The organism is Parapusillimonas sp. JC17 (assembly GCF_052180245.1).
In the GTDB taxonomy this organism is placed as follows: domain Bacteria; phylum Pseudomonadota; class Gammaproteobacteria; order Burkholderiales; family Burkholderiaceae_B; genus Parapusillimonas.
In genome coordinates this window covers 429,572-452,691 of record NZ_CP197474.1, presented here as the reverse complement: position 1 = coordinate 452,691, position 23,120 = coordinate 429,572, and the positions used below count along the sequence as shown (strand labels likewise).

Sequence of the window (23,120 nt, the reverse complement as noted above, 5' to 3'; positions counted from 1 at the left end):
AAGGGAGGATCGGGTGGGGTCAGGTGGGGTCAGACCCCGTACGGGGTCTGACCCCTAGACCACTTAGTCTTCTGAAAACCTGATAACATGATAAAAACCAAGGGGTCCGGCCCCGAACGGGGCCGGACCCCAAAATCTTATGGAAACCAGGGGTCAGACCCCATTCGGGGTCTGACCCCAAACTTATCCCTCTCATCTCATGACATCCGACTTCCTGAAGCATCTGCGCGACACCTTGGGCGACGACATCGTTGAAACGGACGCGGGCAACATCGCGCCGTGGCTGACCGACTGGCGCGGGGTTTACAAGGGCAACGCGCAAGCGCTGGTCCGGCCACGCAACACCGAGCAGGTCGCGGCCTGCTTGCGGCTTTGCAACGAGTACCGGGTACCGGTCGTGCCTCGGGGAGGCAACACCGGCCTGTGCGGCGGCGCAACGCCTGACGCCTCGCCCGCCAACGTGATCCTGGCGCTGGACCGCATGAATCAAATCCGCTCCATCGATACGGTAGCCAACACCATGGTGGCGGATGGGGGATGCATATTGGGCGTCTTGCGCCGCACTGCGAACGAGACCGACCGCCTGTTGCCGCTCAGCCTCGCAGCGGAAGACTCTTCGCAGATAGGCGGCAATCTGGCTACGAACGCCGGCGGCGTGAACGTGCTGCGCTATGGCATGGCGCGCGAACTGGTGCTGGGCATCGAAGCCGTGCTGCCCAATGGGGAAATCTACAATGGCCTGCAGACTCTGCGCAAGGACAACACCGGCTACGATCTCAAGCAGCTATTCATTGGGTCGGAAGGCACGCTGGGCATCATCACGGGCGTGGCGTTGCGGCTGCAAGCGCCCTCGCGCGTGCGCGCCGTGGTGCTGGCGGCCGTCGACTCCCCGCACCAGGCCCTGCAACTGTTGCGCCTGGTCTTCGGCGCCTGCGGGCCACGCCTGCAAGCCTTCGAGTTCTTCACCGACCAATGCCTCGATCTGGTCCTGAGCCAAGTCGAAGGACTGCACGCTCCTTTTTCCGACCGGCATCCCGCCTACGTGCTGATCGAGCTGGCGGACACGGCCAACGAAGAGGCCTTGCAGGCATTGCTCGAAGAGGTCATCGGACAGGCGCTGGAGCAGGAGCTTTGCCTGGACGCCGTCCTGTCCACGACGCTGGCTCAACTGCAAAGCCTGTGGCGCCTGCGTGAAGAAATCTCGGAAGCCCAGAAAGCGGACGGTCCGCATCTGAAGCATGACATCTCCTTGCCCATCGAGCGCATTCCCGACTTCATGCAATCCGCTGAGGCCCGCCTGCGCACTGCCGCCGACGATGCACGCCTGTTCATCTTCGGCCATTTCGGGGATGGCAACCTTCATTACAACGTATCGCGTCCGCTGGGCGCTGATCGCGCCTGGGCGCACGAATGGGAAGAACGCATCGCGGACCTGGTCTTCGACGAGGTGGCACGATACGGCGGCAGCATCAGCGCCGAGCATGGCATAGGCCAGCTCAAGCGCAGCGCTTTCCATCGGCATAAAGACCCCATGCAGATACGCATGATGCAGGACATCAAGCGGCTGTTCGACCCGAACGGCATCATGAATCCGGGCAAGCTGCTTTAAAGGAGAGGGGTCTGACCCTATAGGGTCTGACCCCAGGCATCTGTGGCACCGGGGTCAGACCCCGTACGGGGTCTGACCCCTCACCTATCTATTTGTCCCATAAAGGTTTTCTATTTGTCCCATTGACCGGTCAAATAGCGCATCGCTACCATCGTGGGCATGAACACTCATAGATCGCTCAATGCCGCCATACCGGTGCCGAAGCATCATCAGGTGTATTTGCTCTTGCTGGAGAGGCTGAAGAACGGCGCGTTCGCCAACGGCTTTCCGAACGAGTTTTCCCTGATGGAGCAGTACCAGGTGGCGCGCGTAACCATCCGCAAGGCCATGGCCCGCCTGGCCGATGAAGGATTGATCGAGCGCAGTCCCAAGCGGGGCACGCGGCCCACCGCGAATTCGGCGTCGCTGGCCGATATGAAACTGGCCGGCCTGCTGGGCAATCTGTTCCAGGCCAACCTGAAGCTGACCATACAAGTGCTGTACTGCGAACAGATCCCCGCCAGCAATGTGGTGCGCGCTGCCCTCGGCCTGCCGGAGGGCTCGGATGTATTGAAATCGGTGCGCCTGCGCAGCGCGTCTTCCGGACCGGTCTCGCACGTTACCTCCTTCACCCCGCTCGAGTTTTCCAAAGCCATCAAGGCCGACAAGGCCGAGCCTCTGCTCGTGCTGCTCCGGGAAGCGGGCGTGGAAGTGGGCAGGGCCAAGCAAAGAATCTCCGCCCAGCTCGCGGACGCCCTGGTGGCCCCCTTGCTCGACGTGGAAGTCGGGTCCGCCTTGCTTGCCGTATCGCGCATCTTCTTCAGCAAGCAAGACCGGCCGGTGCAGTTTGAATTCGGCCTGTACAGGCCGGACCGCTATCAGTACGAAATGGAGCTGTCCGAGCACGGCGACCTGGACACCAAGGTCTGGATCAGTCACGCCTCGACCTGAAGCCCGCCGCCGGCCGGTTCGCCACCCACAACCTTTCAAACACTCAAGCGCATAACCATGTATATCGTCGATTTCCGCTGCCGTCCGCCCACTCCGCAGTTCAACAGCTACTTCCAGAAGGATTTTGTCGCCAGCGTCCAGCAACGCAGCGGCGCGCAACCGTCGCCTGCCTTCATGAACGACTCGGTGGACGATTTCATCAAGGAAATGGACGAGGCGGAGATCTCCGTGGGGGTGGCCATGGGCCGCAACAGCCCGGCCATCGACATGGGCAAGCTGAAGTTTCCAGCCGGCATCCTGCCCAATGACCACTTGGTCGACCTGCAGAACCGGTATGCGGGCCGCATCGTCGGCTTTGCCGGCATAGACGTATCCAACCGCATCCATAATGCCTGCGATGAGATCGACGAATACGTCGGCAGGCAGGGCTTGAAAGGCATTTTCATCGAACCGTGCCGAGCCTTTCTCGGCCATCCTGACGATGAACGGATCACGCCGGTCTACGAGCGCTGCCTGGACCTGGGTTGTCCGGTCGCCGTGATGTCCGGGCCGCTTGCCGGTCCGGACATCAGTTTCGCAGACCCTACGCCCGTCGACCGGCTGGCCACCCGCTTTCCCGAGCTGAAGATCATCATCGTCCATGGGGCATGGCCGGAAGTCGTCAAGGCCACAGCGGTGGCGATGAAGCACAAGAACGTATATTTGTCGCCGGACTCCATGCAGTTCCGCCCGGGCACGACACCCTACATCGAAGCGGCCAACCTGTTCATGAGCGACCAGTACCTCTTCGGCACGGCCTATCCCTTGCGCAACTTGAAGGCCACTGTCAACGACTTCAAGCAATTGCCCTTCAACCCCGATGCCATGGAAAAGGCCTTGGGCCTCAATGCCAAGCATTTATTGAACCTCTGAATCGATACTGGAGCCGACATGACACGCGTCATCGATTTTCGCCTGCGGCCGCCGCTGCATACCTACCTGAAAACCGCCATCTGGGAAAAGAGCGGCTACACCAAGTTCAACCGCTTGCAGGGCGTCGAGCCTGCGCCCTCGGTACTCGCCTATTCCGCCGACTTGATGTTCGAGGAGATGCAAGCCGCGGGCATCGAGATCGGCGTCATGAACGGCAGGCAGTGCAACGATTTCCGAGGCGAGGTCACCAACGCCGACCTGGCCAAGATATGCAATGATTTCCCCGACCGCTTCTATGCCCTGGCCGGCGCAAATCCCTTCCGAGGGAAAAGCAATGTGCAAGAAGCCGAAACCTTCATCCGGGAGTATGGATTCAAAGGCATCGCCTTCGATCCCGGCGGCTATGACGAGCCCATGTTCAGCGATGACCCGCGACTGTTCGATCACTACGAGCTTTGTATCAAGCACGACTATCCCGCGGTTCTGACACTGGGCCCCATGGGCGGCACCGGTGTCGATTTTGGAAATGCGTTGCAGGTCGACCGGCTGGCTGCGCGCTTCCCGGAACTCAAGATCGTGGTATCGCATGCCTGCTGGCCTTATGCGATCGAGCTGTGCGGGGTGGCCGCAAGACGGCCCAATGTGTACCTGATGCCCGATATGTACCACGTGGGCCTGCCGGGCGAGGAGCACTACACCAAGGCCATTGAAACCGTTGCGAAAAACCGCTTCGTATTCGCGTCCGCCTACCCGAGCCGCCCCCTGGACCTGGCCGTGAAAGGCTACAAGGCGCTGCCGATCAGCGCCGAAAGCCTGGACGATGTGCTCTGGAACACCGCCGCCAAGCTTCTCAAGCTGGAAAACAATACCCCCTGAACGATATTCAAAGCCGAACACAGGCTATCGGAGGAGACATGAAGATCCATCGCTATACATCGCTGTTCGCGCCGCTCTTGCTCTGCGTCGCGATGCTTGCGCCATCCGCCATGGCACAGTCCCTGCCCAGCGGTCCCATCACCATCGTCGTTCCCTTTCCGCCGGGCGGCGTCACCGATGTGGTGGCGCGCAGCGTGGCAAACGAGCTCAGCCGGCTGTGGAAGCAGCCCGTGGTCGTCGACAACCGGCCGGGCGCGGGCGGAAACATCGGCGCGGCGGCTGTGGCCCGCTCGGCGGGAGACGGCCGCACCCTGCTGTTCGCAGGCACGTCTATCGTCATCAACGCCGTCATGCAGGACAAAGTCCCCTATACCCTGATGGAGGACCTGCAGCCCGTTACACAGGTGGCCGATTTGCCCTTCCTGATCGTGGTCCACGATTCCGTGCCCGCAAAAACGCTGCCGGAATTCGTGCAGTATGCAAAGCAACATCCCGGCGAGCTCAACTTCGGGTCCGGCGGAAACGGCACCAGCCCGCACGTCGCCGGAGAACTCTTCAAGCAGAAGACCCAAACGGACATCGTCCACATTCCGTTCAAGGGTGCGGCGGCCGCGACGACCGACCTGCTTGCGGGCCGCATACAGCTAATGGTCGATTCGGCGCAAGGCCTGATTCCCCATGTGCAGAAAGGAGACCTTCGGGCGCTTGCGACGCCGCGCGCCGAACGCATCCCGTCGCTGCCCGACGTTCCCACGGTCAAGGAAAGCAGTTCGCTGGATATCGACGTCAGTTCGTGGCTGTCGCTTTGGGCACCGGGCGGAACGCCCGCCGAACTGATGGACCGCATCAGCCGCGACGTCGCCACGGTGCTGGCGAAAGACGGCATCCGGGAATCGCTGCTGCAGAAAACCGTGCTGCCTGTCGGCAGCAGCCGCAACGATTTCACCGCTTTCGTGAAGACGGAAATGACGAAGTGGGGCCAGGTCATCGACCAGGCGCAAGCCAAGGCCCAATGAGGAGAGACCACATGAAAATCCTACGCAACGTGGCTTATGCCCTTTTGAGCACCCTCGCGCTAACGGACGCGAGCATCGCTGCCGCGGCCAACGCCTATCCGGACAAGCCCATCAAGCTGGTCGTGCCTTTTGGCGCGGGCGGCACCACTGATCTTTTCGGGCGCCTGATCGGCAAGGCGCTCGGCGACGAACTTAAAGTTGCCGTGGTCGTGGAGAACCGGGCGGGCGCGGGCGGAAACATCGGTTCCGCGCAAGTGGCGCGCTCCCCCGCCGATGGCTATACGCTGCTGCTTGGCGGCGCCGGCCATCTGGTGATTTCTCCCAGCCTTGATCCGTCATTTCCCTTCGATCCCTATAAAGACCTGGCGCCCGTGATGATGGTGGGGACCGCAATGAACGTGCTCGTCGCACACCCCTCCGTGCCCGCCAAGTCGGTCCAGGAACTCATAGACTATGCCCGGGGCAAGCCCGGGGAAGTCAATTTCGCCTCCGGCGGCAAAGGCGGAGTCATACATCTTGCGGGCGAGATGTTCGCCCGGCAGGCCAAGGTGCAGCTGGCGCACATTCCCTACAAGGGCAGCGCCGCCGCCTATACCGACCTGGTCGCCGGCCGTGTTCAGATCATGTTCGACAACCTGCCCAGCGCCCTGCCCTACATCCGCTCCGGTCAGGTCAAGGCCATCGCCGTTACGGGCGCTGCTCACAGTCCGCAGCTTCCCGATGTACCCACCGTGTCGGAACAGGGTCTCAAAGGCTATGAAGCCAGTTCCTGGTGGGGCGTATTCGCCCCCGCGGGCACGCCGGCGGCCATCATCGCCAAGCTCAATGACGCATTGGTCCGGGGTCTGGCAAAGTACAAAGAAGACATCGAACGCCTGGGCGCCGATCCCAGCCAAGGCACACCGGAGGACTTCGCCGCCGTCATGCGGAAAGACGGCGACAAATGGGCGGAAATCATCAAGAGCGCGGGGATTACGCTGCAGTGATGTGGGGGGTCAGACCCCGTACGGGGTCTGACCCCAGCCGGCGGGAGTAGGGGTCAGACCCGGCGGAAAGGAAGGGGTCAGACCCTATAGGGTCTGACCCCAAGGGCTGACCCCAAGCCCCCGTTCCTCATCAAAACTGATACCCCTGCTTGAACCGTTTCAGGAAGGCCTGCAGCCGGGGGGACTGCGGATCGTCGAAAATCTGTTCCGGTGGCCCCTGCTCGACGATTTCACCGTCCGCCATGAACACCACCCGATGCGCAAAGGCTTTGGCGAACGCCATTTCGTGCGTAACGATGATCATCGTCATTCCGTCCTGCACGAGCTGCCGCATCACGTCGAGCACCTCGCCCACCAGCTCCGGATCCAGCGCCGACGTGACTTCATCGAACAATATGGCCTTGGGCTGCATAGCCAGCGCGCGCGCAATGGCCACCCGCTGTTGCTGACCGCCCGACAATAGCCTGGGCATGGCGTCGGCCTTGCTCGCCAGACCGACACGGTCGAGCAGAGCCGCCGCTCTTTCCTCGGCCTCTCGGCGAGGAACAGACAGCGCGCGCACCGGCCCAAGCGCCACGTTCTTCAGTACGCTCATGTGCGGGAACAAATTGAAGCTCTGAAAGACCATGCCGACCCGGGCGCGCATCTCCGCGATCTCGACCTCCGAACGGCGAACGCGGCGTCCGTTGGCATCGAGCTTGTATCCCATGGCTTCTGCGCCGATCGTGATCTCGCCCTGCTGGAATTCTTCCAGGAAGTTCACGCAGCGCAGCAGTGTGGATTTTCCCGAGCCGCTGGGCCCGATGACGACCACCGCTTCGCCGTGCCGCACCTCGGTGCTGATGTCTTTGAGAACCTGGTGGTGCCCAAACCATTTGGATACGTTGCTTATCGCAATCGCCGCGTCGCCGCTCAAGCAGGCATTAATTGACATAGTCCAACCGCCTCTCCAGATACTTGCCCAATCGGGACAGTCCATAACATATGAAAAAATAGACCAAGGCCACGAAGCCGAAGATCTCGAACGGCGCCAAGGTGCGTTCGACGATCTGTCGCCCCACATAGGTCAGGTCCACCAGTCCGATGATCGCCACCAGCGATGTCCCCTTGACCACACCTATGCAGGTGTTGACATATGCGGGACCTGCCACCCGCATGGCTTGGCGGGCAATGATGTCCGTGAATATCCGCCTTCCGGTAAGCCCTATCGCCTTGCCGGCTTCCCATTGAGCGACGGCGACGGACAGCACCGCGGCGCGGAATACCTCTGTCATGAAAGCGCCGAAATAAGCGGCGATGACCACGATGCCGCCCGTCGTCGGATCGATTTCCATGCCTGCATACGGCGCCGCGTAATACATGGTGAACAGCAAGACGAGCAAGGGCACGCCGCGCATGATGTACAGATAGGTTTCGACCACGATGCGCAACAGCAGCCCGCCGTACAGCTGGCATAGCGCGAATGCCAGGCCCAGCGCCGTGGACAGCAGGATGGCCGCAAACGATAGATAGAGCGTCGTCACCGCACCCATGCCGAGCAAAGGCAGGCTATTGATCAGAAGTTCCATCACGCTATCCTTATGCGGCGCTCGAGCAGGCGCATCGCCCCGCCGAAAACCGCGGTTATGATCAAATAGAAAACAGCCAGGGTGAAGAAGATCTCGAATACGGCGGCCGTTCGGTCGGCAAGCATGCGCGCATGGAAAGTCAGTTCGGCAACGGATATCGTCGCGACCAGCGAGGTATCCTTGATGATGAGGATTCCCTGGTTGGAAAGCGGGGGAATCACTTTGCGCAAGGCCTGCGGCAGGATAACGATGCGAAAGGCCCGGCGCGGCGTCAGGCCCAACGCCAGGCCTCCTTCAGCCTGCTGGCCCGGTATGGACTGGATTCCGCCCCGGTAGATTTCGGCGATATACGCCCCGTTTTGCAATACCATGGCGATCAGGCCCGTCGCGAAGCCGGATAGCGGGTATCCCAACGTACCGGAACCGAAAAAGATGAAGAACATTTGCACCAACACGGGGGTATTGCGTACGACTTCGATATAGGCGCCGGTCAGGCGCGATAAAAGCCGCGAGCGGGAAAGCAGACCCATTACCAGCGGTACGCCCCACAAGGCGGACAGTGCGATGGCCAGAGCGGCCAGCACCAGGGTGGTCAGCAGGCCTTCGGAAAGCGTCGACAGGATACGCTGGAAGAAAGCTAGATCCAGTGACATGGTGTCTCCTCGGTGGTATTCTGATAATTCCGAAAATCGGAAGTTTTTTTCTTATAAAGTGGATTTTGACTCTTGCCCGCTTTCACGGTCAATGAGTACTAACGCTAATTGGGCAATGAATAGAACCGTATCCAAAACAACCGCTGAACAACCTCTGGACCGCGCCATTGCGATCCTTACCGCATTGACCGAGGCAGCACGCCCCTTGTCCGTCACCGATCTGGCCGCCCTGTGCGATCTGCCGGTAACGACGGTGCATCGCATGACCGCCCAGCTCGAAAAACGCAATCTCGTCAAGCGCGCCATAGGGTCCAAGAAGCTCATCGTCGGCGCGGGCCTGGTCCGGCTGGGCGTGGCGGCCACCGAAGCCGCGATGCGGACGGACCGTCCACACCAGATACTGGTTGCGCTGGCCAACGAGATCGGCGAGTCCTGCCAGATCGGCGTACGTTCCGATGACAACGTGGTGTATATCGACACCGCGCGCACCACGCCGTCTCCCGGCCTGCATTTCGAACAGGGCCGCCGTTCGCCCATACACTGCACCTCGATCGGCAAGCTGTACTTGGCGGAATTGACCCCGTCCGCATTCGATGCTTGGCTTGCCGACGCCAACTTCACGCAACTGGCGCCGAGCACCATACTGTCCAAAGAAAAGTTCAAGGCCGCCATCGAAGAGGTTCGCGCACAGGGTTGGGCCGCAAACAACGAAGAATTCCTGCCCGGACTGGTCGGCTGCGCCGTACCCATCAGGCTTTCCTCGGGAAAACTGATGGCGGGCCTGGGCCTTTATGTACCTACGGCCAGAATGCCCTTCGAGCGGATCAAGGACTTTCTGCCGGCCCTGCGGACTGCGGCGGAGAAGATCGCCACCGCATCCGAAGAAGCGCAGGCCGGCGACTGAAGAGCCGCTATGCCAGCCTGAAGACGACGATCTTGCGATCAGGCCCATGCTCGGAAAACTCCGCCTTGACCCTGCGGCCCAGCAACGAGGTCCCATCGGTCGGCGCTCCTGGCAGCTGCGCATAGAATATGACGCCCTCGTCCAGCTCCACCGCCGCAAAGACATAAGGAAGTTCTTCGTTGAACCCGTCGTGATGCGCCCGGTGTATCGTCGTGTGGGATATCACCCGGCCGTCTCCCGCCGCGTCGACCCATTTCAGGTCGGGCGCGTGGCAGAACGGGCAACATACCCGCGGATAGAAGATCACTCGTCCGCAAGATTCATTCAAACAATGCTGCAAACGAATGCGGCCTTCGTTCACGCCCGCCCAGAAAGGCTCGCTGACCTCATTGACGCGCGGCTGAGGTTTGCCGGCCATGTGATGCTCTGCCATGTTCATTCCACCCTTTCAAGAATCGCTGCGCTGGAAGACAGGCCGCGCCCGTATGCCACCATACCGTACCCCGACACCACACCACGCTTGCATTTGACTTGGCGGCCTTCCGCCTTGCCCAGCAACTGAGTGACGCCCTCCACCAGGCCGATCATGCCGCCGGACGCGCCTGCCTGCCCCGCGGACAGCTGGCCGCCGCCTGTGTTGACGGGAAACTCCCCGTCGACGGTTATGTCGGTTTCACGCAGGAACCGGGCGGTTTTACCCTTGGGGGCAATACCGAGGCCCTCGAGCTGGACGAAGGACATGACCGGGTAGTCATCGTAGACCTGAGCAAAGTGAAGGTCCTCCGGGCCGCAGCCGGCTCGCTCGTAAAGCCGATCGGCGAATCCTTCCCAGCCCCCGGGCAGGCCGTATACGTCGTTGGCCGGATAGTTGTGGATTTCCTCGGACGCCAGAATGCGCAGGCTGGGGCCCTTGAGCCCGGCGGCGATTTTCTCGGACGCCAGCACAATGGCGTCTCCCCCCACGCAGGGCATCACGCAATCGTACAGGCGCAAAGGGTCGGCGATCTGCCGCGCGTTCAGGTAGGCGTCCATCGTCAGCGCTTCCTTGAACAAGGCATTGGGATTGCGCAGCGCGTTGGCGCGCAGCGCAATGCAGAATCGGCCGAAATCCTCGCGCAGCGCGCCATGGCGCTCCATGTAGAGGCGCGTATGCAGCGCGAACATGCCATTGGCGCCTCCGAAGCCCTGGGGCGACATGAAATCGCGCACCGAAGTATTGAAATGATCCAGCGTGGCATTGTGCGAGGTGACATCGAATGCATCGGCAGCGGCCACGACCACGACATCGCATGCTCCATCGCGGATGGCGCGGGCCGCGTGGGCCATGCCGATGACGCCCGAAGCACCGCCGTACACGCCCTGGAACATGAAGCGCGGCTGGATGCCCAGGTGCTCCGCCACGATCGCCACATTGTCGGGCGGAAGCATGAAGGAAGAGACCGCCAGTCCGTCGACGCTTGCCCACTCAAGCCCAGCATCCTTCAAGGCCGCCGTGCCGGCCTGATACAGCAGGCGGTGCACCCCATGCGGCGATCGCTTCGCGTAGGCGGTTTGCCCGGCGCCGACGATACGCACTCCGTCGAAAAGCTTGCTCATTCAAATGACTCCTTTCGATTGCAGCTCGGAAAGCTTTTGTTCGGTCATGCCCAGTTCCCCGATGTAGATCTCCCGGTTGTCGGCGCCCAGCCGCCGGCCGGCGTGTCGCACCTCCCCGGGCGTCTCGGCAAACTTTGGCACGACGCTCTGCATGCGCACCGATCCGAAATCGTCGTCCGCGGCCTCAACGATGTTCTCTCTGGCCTGATAATGGGGATCTGAAAAAATGTCGCGGATATCGATGACCGGTCCGGCGACCACGTCCGCGCGTTCAAAGAGGCTCATCACGTCCTGGCTGTCGCGCTGGGCGAACCAGGCGGCCAGCAGAGCGTCCAACGCCTTGTCGTTGTCGCAGCGGGTGGCGTTGTCGACGAACCTCGGGTCGTCGATCAGTTCCGGCATGCCGATCGCCTGGGCGAGGCGCTCGTAGGTCCGCTGCGAGCTGGCGGAAATGCCTATCCATACTCCATCGCGCGTCTGGTAAGTATTGCGCGGCGAGTCCTCCGCCAGCCGGTTGCCCTGTCTTTGCTTGACGATCCCGAGTTGATCGAAGCCGATGACCTGCGCCTCGACCAGCCGGAACAAGGGCTCGTACAGGCTGACGTCCACTTCCTGGCCCTTGCCGCCGTTGTGATCGCGGTTGTAGATGGCGAACATTGCCGACATGGCGGCAAAGGTCGACGCCACGGAATCCGCCATGGGAAATCCCGGCAATGTCGGCGGCTTGTCGGGAAAGCCGGTAAACGAAGGGATGCCGGAGAATGCTTCCGCGATCGTTCCATACCCGCCGCGCTGCGAATAAGGCCCGGTCTGGCCAAAGCCTGAAACGCGCACCAGAACCAGGCGGGAATTGATCTTGGCCAGCTCCGAGTACCCCAGGCCCCAGCGCTCGAACGTGCCCGGCTTGTAGTTTTCAATGACGATGTCCGCCGAGCGCACCAGTTCGCGGAAAATCTCCTGCCCGTCAGGATCCGACAGCTTGAGCGTCAGCAGCCGCTTGTTGCGCCCGATGACCTTCCACCATAACGAGCGCCCCTCTTTCATGGGAGCCCACTGGCGTATGGAGTCGCCTATGCCGGGCATCTCTATCTTGATGACGTCGGCACCGAAGTCCGCCAGTTGCGTGGCGGCAAGCGGACCCGCAATCATCGAGCCGGCGTCGATGACACGCATGCCGCTCAATGGTCCGGCCCTGCGCGGCGCGTCAGGGCTTTCCTCACGCCCTTTTTGTGATTGGTTCATTCAGCTTTGCCTCTTGTTTGATACTTTGAAAACGGATGCTTCCGGGCTTGTGCATAGGCGCGCTTCGTGCCTTGAGAAGGGCAGGAGGAAGACGCCATGCTTTTGCCGCCCCGGCAGGAATCAATTGGCGGCTGCGCTATAGAAACGCTGGGGCGGCGGATTGCGGCCGAACCACTTGCGATAGATTTCCGTGTACTCGTTGTAGCGGGAGCCGGCCGTCATCTCCTGCACCATGGTGTCCATCCAGAGCCATAGCTGGAAGTCTCCTTGTTTCATGAAGATGGCGTTGCCCGACGTCACGGCCAATGCCTCGGGCAGAACCTTCAGTTCCTGGTTGTTGGCCGCATACCAGTTCAAGACCGGCGTATCCATTTGCATGGCTTGGGCCTGGCCCGACTTCAATGCCAGGAACTGGCTGCTGGGCGTATCGAAGGTCAGCACCTTGATATCGGGCAGGAATCGCTTCTGCCTGTCCATCATTTGCGGGTTGCTCAGATTGGCCAGGGTGTACTTGTTGCTGTTCAGCTCGGCCAGCGTATTGACGTTCGCGTCCTTGCGGACGGCCACCGACATGCCGGAGTCGATGTACGGGCGTGTGAACGCGACACGTATCGCGCGGTCAGGGTAAACCGTGGTCGAGGACACGCCGATGTCCGCCCGGCCCGAATCTACCGCCGGCCAGCGTCCCTCGCTGGTCACCGACACGAATTCCACCTTGTTCTCGTCGCCCAGCAGAGACTTGGCGATCAGCCGGGATATATCGATGTCGAACCCCACCAGTTTGCCCTTCTCATCTGTATAGCCGAATGGCGGCGCGGTGCTGAATGTGGCGACGATCAGTTTGTCGCGCTTGAGTATGGTCTGCAGACGCGAATCCGCCTGACTGGCTTGCGCCGAGGCGGCACTCGGAATAAACGCGCCCATGCTGCAGCCGATTAGCAGGGAAAGCGCCCCGCATAGCTTTTTCAAAGAATGTCTCATGTTGTCTCCTCACTGGTTTATATTAAATTCCGAATATCGGTAATATTTTTCTTATTAATCGGATTTTGATCTCAGAGTAGCCGGCGCGCAATCAGGGTAATCCTGTAGAACTTCCACGACGTGAAAATTTTGCATGGGGGTCAGACCCCATACGGGGTCTGACCCCTGCGTCGTCGGAATGGGGTCAGACCCCCTTTGGGGTCTGACCCCCGGAACGCGAGTTGCTGCCCGGGGTCTCGTTTCAACCTACCCCAAGGAGATTTCCGATGGCCTTGAAGTTTTTTGACAGCCAATGGTATCTAGCCAACAATCCCGACGTCGCTGCCGCCGTCGAGGCGGGCGAAACCACGCCCGAGCAGCACTTCGAGATGTACGGCGTTAACGAAGGACGCTCACCCAGCGCTCTTTTCGATGCCGATTACTACCTGGCCCATAATTCCGACGTAGCGGAAGCGGTTGCCGCCGGCACCCAGACGGCCTATGGGCATTTTGAACAGTTCGGCCACGCTGAAGAGCGGGCGGCCAGCCCCTATTTCAATGTGGGCTATTACCTGGAACAGAATCCCGACGTTGCCGAGGCCGTGGAGAACGGCGACACGTCGGCATATGAACACTTCCATATGTATGGCGCGAGCGAAGACCGCTCTCCCCTTGCATTCTTCAATGCGGAGCAATACCTGGCCGCCAATCCGGATGTCGCAGAAGCCGTGGAGGCCGGTGACACGACCGCAACCGAACACTTCCAGAGATATGGCATCAATGAAGGCCGCAACCCCAACATGGTCATCGTGCTGGGCGCTTATCTGGCCGAGAACTCCGACGTGGCCGCTGCCGTGGATGAAGGCAGCATGACCGCCTTGGAGCACCTGCTTTCCTTCGGGATCGCGGAAGGCCGTAACCTGGGCAATGGCCTCGACCTGGCGCTGTTCGCCGAAGATCCTGTATTCCAGGAAGCCATCGAAGCGGGACAAACCGACGCAGCGTTGGCGCGGGTCAGCCAAGTGGCGCCGTTCCTGCCGGAGTTCACCCCGCCGGAAGGTTTCGAACTGCCGTCAAACTGGGGGATTCCGCAGGATTACGTGCACCCCGACGGCGCCTTGCTGACCGTGCCGGAAGGATGGACACCCGATGAGCCGGTGCGACTGCCTGATTCCTTCGAGCAGCCTTTCGCGCTCGTCGATACCGATGGCGTCATCACCTTTGAAGGTACGGCCGAGGGCGACATCACGCTCATCAATGAAGACGGCCAGGCTTCCTTCGCGCGTGGCAGCTTCATCACCGCAGACTCCGTTCCGCTCGACGGCTCGGCCACCATCACCCTGGCCGAAGGCCAGCACCTGGTTGCCGCATTCGAAGACCTGGAGCAATTGAGTGTGGTGGGCGCAGGCGCGGTGACGGCCCAGGGCACCGAGGAAAGCGACGAGATCGACCTGTCCGGAGCGACCCTGGTCGGACTGACCATAGACGCCCAAGCGGGCGATGACACCATCACCATCGCGGACGGTCAAACCGCGCTTGGCGGAGACGGCGCCGATACCTTCGTTATCTCCGGCGCCGCCGGCACGCCCAGCGTCATCACCGTGGGCGACTACGACTCCGCATCCGGAGACGTCATCGACTTGCGCGGTGTCGAAGGGCTCAACCTTGCCGACATGGAGGTGCGCGGGGCCGAGCATGACGGAACCCAATGGATATGGGAAGACTATACCGGCGACAGTGTCGGAATCTGGTTCAGCGACTCGGCCGCGAACGTTGAAGTCACTGGTGCGCGCGCGGACACCATGACCTTCCTGATTCCGGACACCAGCCTGGTGCCCGGCGGGTCCGTCTATCAGACGGCCAGGATCAATATCAGCGAGGGCGGCGTGATACGAGCCGGCGACGACGGTGAAGCACTGGTCGGCGGCAACGGCACCCAGGCCTTGATCGGCGGCGCGGGCTCCGACGCCCTGATTGGCGGCGCCGGCGCGGACCTATTCATGCTGAACGACGTGTCGACGTCAAATCTTGGCGCCATCGACATGATTGCGGACTTCGACGTCAGCAGTGACTTCATCGTCGGACACTCGACGGTCGCAGCCGAAAACATCGTGACCGGCAGCGTCGACACCATGGACGCCGCCAGCCTGGCAGCCGTCCTGACTGCGGAGTCGTTCACTGCGAACGGCGCCGCGGCCATCACGTCTGGTGCGAGCACCTATCTGATCCTCAATGACGGCACCGCCGGATTCGACGCGGCGGGAGACGTCGTGGTGGACATCACTTCGGCCGGCCCCGACTTGAGCGCGCTCAAGATTGTCGGACTGCCGGACATCGATACGGCTTCGCTCGCGTTGTAAGAGTAGGGGTCAGACCCCGTACGGGGTCTGACCCCAAAAAACTCGCACAGATTCATACCCCGGATGGAGTCCGGCCCCTCATCAACAAAGATCGCGCACGCTCTATTATCGGGCGGTCTATCATCCGGCCCTCGAGCGTTACAGCGCCCAGTCCGCGGGACGTCGCATCTTCGCCCGCCGCAACGACCGCCCGCGCCCATGCCAGCTCTTCTTCGGATGGACTGAATCCGCGGTTGGCATGCGGTATCTGATTGGGGTGTATGCATACCGTGCCGGTAAATCCCATGGTTCGCGCGCGCGCCACCAGGTTCGCATAGGACTCCATGTCGTGGATCTCGGCCACGCTGCCAGGCAGCCCCAAGCACGCCAGACCAAAGGCATGCGCGCAGTTGGCAACCGCGTGCGCTGCCCAATCCAATGACTCGGGCGTCGGGGCGATCGACATTTCCGTCGCATAGTCTTCCCCCCCAAAGCCCAGCGCCGCCACGTTCTTGTGCGCCGAGGCAATCGACTCCAGGCGCAGCACACCCAAAGGTGTTTCGATCAAGGCAACGACAGGCAGCGACGCTGCGCCGTTCTTTTCCAGCCATGCACACAGGCTTTGAACCTGCGCCGCCGACTCCACCTTCGGCAGCATGATGCCGGCAAGCCGCGACACAGGCAGCACGGCAAGATCAGCCTGCAGCATGTCGGGATCGGCATTGACGCGCACCAGCACGGGCGCAGCGTTACCGATGGCCTGGACAGCGCCGACCAGCTTGTCCCGGGCTTCCTGCTTGCGGTCCAGTGGAATCGCATCTTCGAGATCGAGAATCAGTGCATCGGCGCCCCGCTGCGCCGCCTTGGCGAGCAGGTGCGTGGAAACGGCCGGTACAAACAGCACCGAGCGCAACATGTTCAAAGACATCGTATGGCCCCCCTTTTCTGCATGGCCCGGATTTCCGCGTCGCCAATGCCGGCTTCCTTCAGAAGTTCGCCGGTATGCTGACCCAGCTCCGGAGCGGGGCGGCGAATCGATCCGGGCGTCCGGCTGAGTCGGGGCGTGACGTTGTGCATGACCGCGGCGCCCTGATCCGCTTCCAGCGCGATGTAGCACTCGCGCCCGACCACGTGTCGATCGGACAGAAGCTGCGGCGCGTCGTAAACAGGGCCCAGGGTCACGCCTTTGCTTCTGAACAAGCACAGACACTCGTCAAGGCTCATCTTCTTGATGGCATCCGCAATCATCCCATCCAGCTCGTCATCGTTCGCCAGCCTGGCCTCGTTGGTGGAAAAACGAGGATCGTGGATCAGGTTCGGCCGCCCTATGGCTTCCATGACCCGCTGCGCCATGATGTCCGTCGACCCGGACAATGCGACCCAGCGACCATCCTTGCAGCGGTAGGCATTGCGCGGCGAGGCGATCTTACGGGTGGGATCCGCCTTTTTTCCGGTCTCGGCATAGACCGAGACATCGGGCCCCATGATGGCCAGCATGGGCTCGAGCAGCGACAAGTCAACCACCTGGCCGCCGCCACCGTTGACTTCGACTTCGCGCAGCGCCGCCAAGGTGGCAAACGCGCCGGTCAGGCCCGCGATCATATCGGCCAGCGCCATATTGGGCAGCTGCGGCACGCCATCGGGCGTCATGTGCTTGTGCGCGTATCCGCTGAACCCTTCCACCAGACTGCCGAAGCCCGGCAAGGTCCGGTAAGGGCCGCTTTGCCCCCATCCCGACACACGCACGATGACGAGTCCGGGATTCAAGGCATGCAGACTCTGGGGATCGAACCCCATGTTCTCGAGGGTGCCCGGACGGAAACTTTCGATGAGCACCTGCGCAGACTTCAGCAAGCCGCGCAGCGCGTTACGGGCTTCCTCGTCGCGCAGGTCGATCGCCAGGCTGCGCTTGTTACGGGCATAGATGCGCCACCAGGCATCCAGCTCCCCTCCTTGCTCAAGTTCTTCCTTCCAATGGCGCAGCGTGTCTCCCGCTTTCGGCGACTCGATCTTGATGACGTCGGCGCCGAAGTCGGCAAGCTGCAGCGACAGCATATTGCCCGCGACGAGCCGCGACATATCCAGGACGCGAACGCGGTCCAGCACGCCCCGCGAGGCGGGGTCGGGGCGCAAGGCCGCCAGCGCAGCGGCGGGTGTAGCCCGGCTGCCCGTCATTTCGGATTCAAGCCCAGATCCGCCACCAGCCCTTGCCAGAAGGGCGCTTGTTGATTCAGCTGTGCAAGGAATTCATCGTTGCTTATGTGGAGCACCGTGGATTCGGTGGCTGCAAACTGTTCCTGGAGCTTGGGGTTGCGCAGCGCTTCCTCTACCGCCAGCTTGATCTTGCGTACGGCTTCGGGCGGTACTCCCTTCGGTGCGAACAGCCCGCCCAGCACGCCGATTGCCGGCCCTTCCAGCCCGGCCTCGGCCAGCGTGGGGACATTGGGCAAAGACGCCTCGCGCTTGTCGCCCGTGACCGCCAGCGCCCGTAGCTTGCCCGAGTTGATATGCCGCATCGATGCCGTCAGTGAATCGGTGGCGAACAGCACCTGGCCGCTCATCAGATCGGTAAGCGCCGCCCCGCTGCCTTGGTAAGGAACATGTGTGGCCTCCAGTCCGGCGCGGCGCAGAAAGCTTTCCGTGCCCAAATGCGTCATGGTGCCCATGCCGGCGGATGCATAGGCCGAAGGCTTGGCGCGTATCGTATCGATGAGTTCCTTGATGTCCTTGGGCGCTTCGGGCGTGTTCGCCACAAGCACTGCAAAGGGTGCCCAAAGAATCGGAGCCACCGGGGTGAAGTCATCGAGTGTGTAGTTGGCCGCCGAATTCATGACCGGTACGACGAGCAACTGGGCGGTGGACGTGAACAGGATCGTATAGCCGTCCGCCGGAGCGCGCTTCACCGATTGGTGTGCAATGATGCCGCCCGCCCCCGGCCGATTCTCCGCAATAATAGTCTGCCCCAGCGAAGGCGCCATGAATGTGGCCAGCATGCGGCCCACGACATCGCTGCCGGAGCCCGGCGCTTGCGGTATCACCAGGGTAACGGGTTTGGCGGGAAAGTCGCTTGCCGACGCTTGCGCAAGCACCGGACCGCAAAGCGCCAAGGATGAAAATGCCGCCAGCAAGCGGCGTCGAGAAAGTAGCTGCACCATCGTCTCCTTTATTGTTCCGGCATGAAATCAGTTATGTTTACGCTTGAATGAGAGTATATATGATTATGTGCTATAGCAAACATTGCCATGACAAATAAAATTAAATCCACCATTTCCAGGAAAAACGCCCGTCTCGCAACGGAAGATCAACTGGCTCAGCATGTACCCGAAACGCTGATTACCTATCGCGTGTTCGTGGCGGCCCAGGCCATGTCGCGCCTGGTGGATGCGTCCGTACGCTCGTCCATGGACCTGACGAGCCGCCAATGGCGCATACTGGTGGTGTTGAATCGCCTCGGCACGGCGCCCTCCGGCGACGTCGCCCGCCTGGCGAGCTTCGACCACAGCCAGGTCAGCCGCATTGCCGTCGAACTCACCAAGCTGGGCCTGATCCAGCAGAACAGCGACGGCAAGGACCGCCGCAAGCAGCTGCTGTCTTTGACGAAAAAGGGAATCGAGTATCTACGCGTCGGCCTGCCCGCCTCGCTGGAGCGCGAAAGACGCCTGCGTGCGCGGCTCAGCACAAGCGAATACGAAGTCTTTTGCCGCGCGCTGAGCGTGCTGACCGATGAGGCGGGGGTATTGCTGGATGAGGGCGAGGGGTCAGACCCCGTACGGGGTCTGACCCCATAACCTTTCTCCCGGGGGTCAGACCCCGCATGGGGTCTGACCCCGAAAATGGTGTTGGGGTCAGACCCGACAGGGTCTGACCCCCAGAATCCCCGCGAGGGGTCAGACCCTGTCGGGTCTGACCCCAGAAGCTGTCGACCCTTCCCCCATGACGATCAGCTTCTCGGTCCCGGGCGCAACCCGTTCCAGCGCGGGCAGCAGGGTTTCGCGTACGGCGTGGACCGCGGCGTCGTATGACTCGTCGAAAAGCTTCCCGTGCTCACCGTCCCTGCCCACCAGATAAATCGAGCGGCCGGCGTGTATGTTGTCGAGCATGCCGACTCTTACCATGGAGGCGTGCTGCATGCCCCGCACCAGGCAACTGGGCGTGGTAACGGCCCACCCCAGGCCGGCGGCCACCATCGCCACCAAGGTGTCCGCCGTATCGACCTCGAGGCGCAAAGGCGCTTTCACGCCCAGTCGCCGCAACAGCGTTTCCACCTGCGCGCCCAGGTGGGATTGAGAATTGAAACGGATGAACGGCGTGGAGGCCGCCAGTTTATGCATCGCTTCGCGCGAATAGCGGGTGGTCTTGATGCTCTTGGAAGTGAGCAGAATGAAGCTTTCGGAGAATACGCATCGGTCCAACTTGCCTTCCAGCCATTCGCAGGCGTCGGTGGTCACCACGATGTCGAATTCGCGGGCCATCGTCACCATCACCACCGCCTCCGGTTCCTGCACAATGAAGGTCATTGACCCCAAAGGCTACCCCGAGCGCCCACTGACCGAAGCCGAGCTGCAAGCAAAGTTCCAGGACTGTGCATCCTTTGCCGGAACGCAGCCTGGCGACGGCGCGTATTCGTCGTGGCGCAGCATCAGCGCGGCGCCGGATGTCTCGGCGCTTTATCGCAGCCTGTGGTAGTGGGGAGGGGTCGAACCCCATGACCGTTCCAGGGGTCAGACCCCGCATGGGGTCTGACCCCCGGCAAATGAAATAGGGGTAAGACCCCGCATGGGGTCTTACCCCCCCAGCAAACATCTATAAATCCCCGAGCGAAGCATTTATGCTTCTGGCGGTGGCGATTACCTTCGGCACTAAGCTGCGCTGCACATCTTCCAGCCTCCAACGAGGCGAAGGAACAGCGATATTGACTGCCCCGACCGGCTTTTTTTGGCGATCGAGAAGGGGGGCGGCGATGGAGATATCGCCAATGAATGCTTCTTGATCATTCAATGCATAACCTGCCTTCCGGGCCCCCTCCAGAATAGACATGAGTTCGGCCACGTCAGTGACCGTTGTCGCGGTCATCGCTTTACGTTCAGCCTGCTCCAGAGCTGCGCGTGCGCTAGCCGGCTCGAGGCATGAGAGTATGGCTCGTCCCGCCGCAGTGCAGAACGCCGGCAGGCGGGAACCGACATGCAGGTCCACGCTCACCGCGTGATGGCTGGGAAATCGTGCGATATATACGATTTCATCGTCTTCCAGCCTCATGAGGTTGACCGTTTCGCCGGTTTCGCGATTCAAGGCCTCCAGGTAGGGATGCGCCTTCTCCCGCAGCCGATCCAAGGCAAGCACGGTGTGGCTGAAACTGAGCATCCGGCTGGACAGCGTATAGGCTCGGGTATCGGGGTGCTGGCGAAGATATCCGAGCGTCTTCAGTGTGTGCACCATGCGCTGCACCACACTTCGATTCAAGCCCGATGCCGCCACGATCTCGGTAAACCCCAAAGGCCGTCCCGCTTTCTGGAGGACTTCAAGTATTTGAAAGCATTTCGCCAGAGAATGGACAAACAATCTGCTCGTGGCTTCATCAGGGGTATTACCGGATTCTTCTGTCATGCGATTTCAAGACTCTTCTTCGACGAGCGCGCCATACAAGTTCGGACGGCGATCACGCCACCAGGGAAACTTTTTTCTGGCGACGGAGACCTCGTCCAAGTCAACCGTCGCCACGAGCAATTCAGGCTCTTGCGTTCCGGCTTCCTTCAGCATCGTACCGCGCGGATCCACAATCATACTTCGGCCCAGATGGATGCGCGGACCTTCCACCCCCACCCGGTTGCAGGCGAGCACGAACACGCCGTTTTCGTATGCTCGCGCTCGCAGGGGGACCTCCCAGATAGAGGCCCGGTGGGCCGGATCGGAATATGTCGAGAAGCTGATCGGCATGACGATGACTTCAGCACCTTTCATCGCCAATACGCGCGATGCTTCGGGATAAAGCCTGTCGTTGCATATTTGCACGCCTATCCTGGCGCCGGCCACCGTATACACTGGCAATTGCTCGCCAGGGGTAAAGTAGAACTTCTCATAACTACCGGTGCCGCCTTGGGCGCCATTGGGAAAATAGGCGGGCATATGTGTCTTGCGATACGTGCCTTGCACCACCCCGTTTTCGTCGATGACCTCAGCCGAATTGTAATAACCTGAATGGGTGCGCTCTGCGACGGGGAGCACCAAGGCGATACCCAGCGCTTTGGCCTTAGCCCTCAGGCCAACCAGCACCGGATCTTCCATGAACATGAAGTAGCGATCGAAATCCTCTTCCAAACGGTTGGCGAAAAAAGGCCCAAGGAATAGTTCGCAAAATGAAAGGAGCTGCACCTGGCACCGACCCGCCTCGTCCAACAAATGATGTGCCAGCTCTTCGATTTCCTGTTCGCCTGAGACCGATACCGCACCCGTTTGCGCTGCAGCGATGGTAAGTGACTTTGACATGATCACTCCCAGATCCGCTCGAACGCCCGGATGAAATTGCCGCCCGCTATGCCCTCGATTTCACTGGCACTGAAGCCGCCTTTTTCCAGGGCCTCGATGATGTGAGCGAATCTGCTGGGCGTGGGCGTTTCCGATGGATAACGAGAGGCCGAGTCATTGCCGAACGCCTGCGCATACTTGCCGCCAGTCTCGGGATATGCTCCCTTTGAAAGTTCAAGGATGGAGCGGACATTCTGCTCGTCCCGTACAGCCGAGAAGTCGGTGCCTATTCCAATGTGTTCCACGCCCACGACATCCGCAATGTGCTGGGCATGCCGAACGAAATTGGCCAATGTCGGCGGATTCTTTGGATTACCGTCCCAATTCATGAATCCATGGATAGAAGCACCGATGACCCCGCCGGTAGCAGCGATCGCGCGCAGAATCTCATCCGACTTGTTGCGCACCTGATCGTCCACCGCTTTGGCATTGGCATGCGTCGCCAGGACTGGCTTGGATGACAGATTGGCTGCATCCAGCGACGTCTGCACACCGCAGTGAGACAAGTCGATGGCAATGCCGACATTATTGAGCTCAGTCACCAGCGCGCGGCCGAAACGCGTCAGTCCTCCGTTCCGCTCTTCGATGCAACCGTCTCCCGCCAGGTTGGCTTCGTTATAGGTGAGCTGTATCACCCTCATGCCCAGGGCGTGGAACGCGGCGGCTCGATCGACCTCACCGTCGAAAGGCAAGGAGTTCTGCCAACCCATGATCAAGCCGGCGCGGCCCTCCTCCCTTGCGCGCTTGATGTCGTCGGCGGTTTTAACCAGCCGCCATTTTGAATCCGGCGACGCCAGCCGCTTGTGCCAACGCCCCAGTTCGGTAATTGTCTTGCCCAAATCCCAGTGCATGTGCGTAACGGTGATATTCGCCGCCGTTACACCGCCCTCCAGCAGAGGAGCCGGATCCCCATCACAAAAGTAAACCAAGCCATCGACGATTAAAGGTTGCTGCGAACTCTGCGTGCCCATTGCGCCACTCCCATGGTAGTTGATGAAAGTTATATT

General features: G+C 61.1%; 24 protein-coding genes. 10 read left to right on the top strand and 14 right to left on the bottom strand.

Annotation, left to right across the window (positions count from 1 at the left end; genetic code table 11):
* Positions 1 to 199 precede the first annotated feature (199 nt).
* The 6 genes from ACSBPU_RS02160 (at position 200) to ACSBPU_RS02135 (ending at position 6,329) form a co-directional block, all read left to right on the top strand.
* On the top strand, positions 200 to 1,609 hold the full coding sequence (locus tag ACSBPU_RS02160) for an FAD-binding oxidoreductase (RefSeq protein ID WP_442595174.1): 1,410 nt from the start codon (positions 200 to 202) through the stop codon (positions 1,607 to 1,609).
* A gap of 159 nt (positions 1,610 to 1,768) precedes the next feature.
* The gene (locus ACSBPU_RS02155) at positions 1,769 to 2,539 is read left to right on the top strand and encodes a GntR family transcriptional regulator (protein ID WP_442595172.1); all 771 of its coding nucleotides are present in this window, start codon (positions 1,769 to 1,771) and stop codon (positions 2,537 to 2,539) included.
* Positions 2,540 to 2,596: 57 nt separating this feature from the next.
* Entirely contained in the window at positions 2,597 to 3,451 is an 855-nt protein-coding gene (locus ACSBPU_RS02150) for an amidohydrolase family protein (RefSeq protein ID WP_442595170.1), read from the top strand.
* 18 nt (positions 3,452 to 3,469) lie between these two features.
* Positions 3,470 to 4,327, top strand: coding sequence for an amidohydrolase family protein (locus tag ACSBPU_RS02145; protein WP_442595168.1), 858 nt, complete (start codon positions 3,470 to 3,472; stop codon positions 4,325 to 4,327).
* Positions 4,328 to 4,365: 38 nt separating this feature from the next.
* On the top strand, positions 4,366 to 5,343 hold the full coding sequence (locus tag ACSBPU_RS02140) for a Bug family tripartite tricarboxylate transporter substrate binding protein (RefSeq protein WP_442595166.1): 978 nt from the start codon (positions 4,366 to 4,368) through the stop codon (positions 5,341 to 5,343).
* An 11-nt stretch (positions 5,344 to 5,354) separates the two neighbouring features.
* The gene (locus ACSBPU_RS02135; protein WP_442595164.1) at positions 5,355 to 6,329 is read left to right on the top strand and encodes a Bug family tripartite tricarboxylate transporter substrate binding protein; all 975 of its coding nucleotides are present in this window, start codon (positions 5,355 to 5,357) and stop codon (positions 6,327 to 6,329) included.
* Positions 6,330 to 6,459: 130 nt separating this feature from the next.
* Here ACSBPU_RS02135 and ACSBPU_RS02130 read toward each other — a convergent pair whose 3' ends face one another.
* The 3 genes from ACSBPU_RS02130 to ACSBPU_RS02120 are packed head-to-tail and all read right to left on the bottom strand — an operon-like array spanning position 6,460 to position 8,550.
* Positions 6,460 to 7,263 (bottom strand): amino acid ABC transporter ATP-binding protein, encoded by an 804-nt coding sequence (locus ACSBPU_RS02130; RefSeq protein WP_442595162.1) that lies wholly within the window; start codon positions 7,261 to 7,263, stop codon positions 6,460 to 6,462.
* Positions 7,253 to 7,897 (bottom strand): amino acid ABC transporter permease, encoded by a 645-nt coding sequence (locus ACSBPU_RS02125; RefSeq protein ID WP_442595160.1) that lies wholly within the window; start codon positions 7,895 to 7,897, stop codon positions 7,253 to 7,255. Before ACSBPU_RS02125 ends, ACSBPU_RS02130 begins: the two co-directional genes overlap by 11 nt.
* The gene (locus tag ACSBPU_RS02120) at positions 7,897 to 8,550 is read right to left on the bottom strand and encodes an ABC transporter permease subunit (protein WP_180070250.1); all 654 of its coding nucleotides are present in this window, start codon (positions 8,548 to 8,550) and stop codon (positions 7,897 to 7,899) included. Before ACSBPU_RS02120 ends, ACSBPU_RS02125 begins: the two co-directional genes overlap by 1 nt.
* 115 nt (positions 8,551 to 8,665) lie before the next feature.
* Here ACSBPU_RS02120 and ACSBPU_RS02115 point away from each other — a divergent pair, with 115 nt between their 5' ends.
* Positions 8,666 to 9,454, top strand: a complete 789-nt coding sequence (locus ACSBPU_RS02115) for an IclR family transcriptional regulator domain-containing protein (RefSeq protein WP_180070252.1) — start codon at positions 8,666 to 8,668, stop codon at positions 9,452 to 9,454.
* Between the two features lie 7 nt (positions 9,455 to 9,461).
* On the opposite strand, the gene ACSBPU_RS02110 is transcribed toward ACSBPU_RS02115, so the two are convergent.
* From ACSBPU_RS02110 to ACSBPU_RS02095, 4 genes are all read right to left on the bottom strand, one after another.
* On the bottom strand, positions 9,462 to 9,887 hold the full coding sequence (locus ACSBPU_RS02110) for a Zn-ribbon domain-containing OB-fold protein (protein WP_442595157.1): 426 nt from the start codon (positions 9,885 to 9,887) through the stop codon (positions 9,462 to 9,464).
* A 2-nt stretch (positions 9,888 to 9,889) separates the two neighbouring features.
* Positions 9,890 to 11,050, bottom strand: coding sequence for a thiolase family protein (locus ACSBPU_RS02105; protein ID WP_442595156.1), 1,161 nt, complete (start codon positions 11,048 to 11,050; stop codon positions 9,890 to 9,892).
* A complete protein-coding gene (locus ACSBPU_RS02100; RefSeq protein ID WP_442595154.1) occupies positions 11,051 to 12,292 on the bottom strand; it encodes a CaiB/BaiF CoA transferase family protein in 1,242 nt (413 codons plus the stop codon). It abuts the gene before it with no gap.
* Positions 12,293 to 12,412: 120 nt separating this feature from the next.
* Entirely contained in the window at positions 12,413 to 13,273 is an 861-nt protein-coding gene (locus ACSBPU_RS02095; protein ID WP_442595152.1) for a transporter substrate-binding domain-containing protein, read from the bottom strand.
* A gap of 266 nt (positions 13,274 to 13,539) precedes the next feature.
* On the opposite strand from ACSBPU_RS02095, the gene ACSBPU_RS02090 reads away from it, so the two are divergent.
* A complete protein-coding gene (locus tag ACSBPU_RS02090) occupies positions 13,540 to 15,612 on the top strand; it encodes a bluetail domain-containing putative surface protein (RefSeq protein WP_442595150.1) in 2,073 nt (690 codons plus the stop codon).
* Positions 15,613 to 15,664: 52 nt separating this feature from the next.
* On the opposite strand, the gene ACSBPU_RS02085 is transcribed toward ACSBPU_RS02090, so the two are convergent.
* From ACSBPU_RS02085 to ACSBPU_RS02075, 3 genes are read right to left on the bottom strand one after another with little or no spacing between them, the layout of a single operon-like run.
* Positions 15,665 to 16,519: an HpcH/HpaI aldolase/citrate lyase family protein gene (locus ACSBPU_RS02085; protein WP_442595148.1), complete on the bottom strand. Its 855-nt coding sequence runs from the start codon at positions 16,517 to 16,519 to the stop codon at positions 15,665 to 15,667.
* Positions 16,510 to 17,766, bottom strand: a complete 1,257-nt coding sequence (locus ACSBPU_RS02080) for a CaiB/BaiF CoA transferase family protein (RefSeq protein ID WP_442595146.1) — start codon at positions 17,764 to 17,766, stop codon at positions 16,510 to 16,512. Before ACSBPU_RS02080 ends, ACSBPU_RS02085 begins: the two co-directional genes overlap by 10 nt.
* Positions 17,763 to 18,746, bottom strand: coding sequence for a Bug family tripartite tricarboxylate transporter substrate binding protein (locus tag ACSBPU_RS02075; RefSeq protein ID WP_442595144.1), 984 nt, complete (start codon positions 18,744 to 18,746; stop codon positions 17,763 to 17,765). The genes ACSBPU_RS02080 and ACSBPU_RS02075 overlap by 4 nt, the downstream gene beginning before the upstream one ends.
* 87 nt (positions 18,747 to 18,833) lie before the next feature.
* Between ACSBPU_RS02075 and ACSBPU_RS02070 the strand changes: the two genes are divergently transcribed.
* On the top strand, positions 18,834 to 19,379 hold the full coding sequence (locus ACSBPU_RS02070) for a MarR family winged helix-turn-helix transcriptional regulator (protein ID WP_442595142.1): 546 nt from the start codon (positions 18,834 to 18,836) through the stop codon (positions 19,377 to 19,379).
* A gap of 99 nt (positions 19,380 to 19,478) precedes the next feature.
* Here the strand turns inward: ACSBPU_RS02070 and ACSBPU_RS02065 are convergent, their stop codons facing one another.
* Positions 19,479 to 20,108, bottom strand: coding sequence for a LysR substrate-binding domain-containing protein (locus ACSBPU_RS02065; RefSeq protein WP_442595140.1), 630 nt, complete (start codon positions 20,106 to 20,108; stop codon positions 19,479 to 19,481).
* Between ACSBPU_RS02065 and ACSBPU_RS02060 the strand changes: the two genes are divergently transcribed.
* Complete coding sequence (locus ACSBPU_RS02060) at positions 20,098 to 20,277, top strand: hypothetical protein (protein WP_442595138.1); 180 nt, start codon at positions 20,098 to 20,100, stop codon at positions 20,275 to 20,277. The two genes, ACSBPU_RS02065 and ACSBPU_RS02060, sit on opposite strands and share 11 nt — an antisense overlap.
* 117 nt (positions 20,278 to 20,394) lie before the next feature.
* Here the strand turns inward: ACSBPU_RS02060 and ACSBPU_RS02055 are convergent, their stop codons facing one another.
* From ACSBPU_RS02055 to ACSBPU_RS02045, 3 genes are read right to left on the bottom strand one after another with little or no spacing between them, the layout of a single operon-like run.
* Positions 20,395 to 21,195 (bottom strand): IclR family transcriptional regulator, encoded by an 801-nt coding sequence (locus tag ACSBPU_RS02055; protein ID WP_442595136.1) that lies wholly within the window; start codon positions 21,193 to 21,195, stop codon positions 20,395 to 20,397.
* Between the two features lie 6 nt (positions 21,196 to 21,201).
* On the bottom strand, positions 21,202 to 22,074 hold the full coding sequence (locus ACSBPU_RS02050) for a carbon-nitrogen hydrolase family protein (RefSeq protein ID WP_442595133.1): 873 nt from the start codon (positions 22,072 to 22,074) through the stop codon (positions 21,202 to 21,204).
* Between the two features lie 2 nt (positions 22,075 to 22,076).
* Entirely contained in the window at positions 22,077 to 23,084 is a 1,008-nt protein-coding gene (locus tag ACSBPU_RS02045) for a dipeptidase (RefSeq protein ID WP_442595131.1), read from the bottom strand.
* Positions 23,085 to 23,120 lie beyond the last annotated feature (36 nt).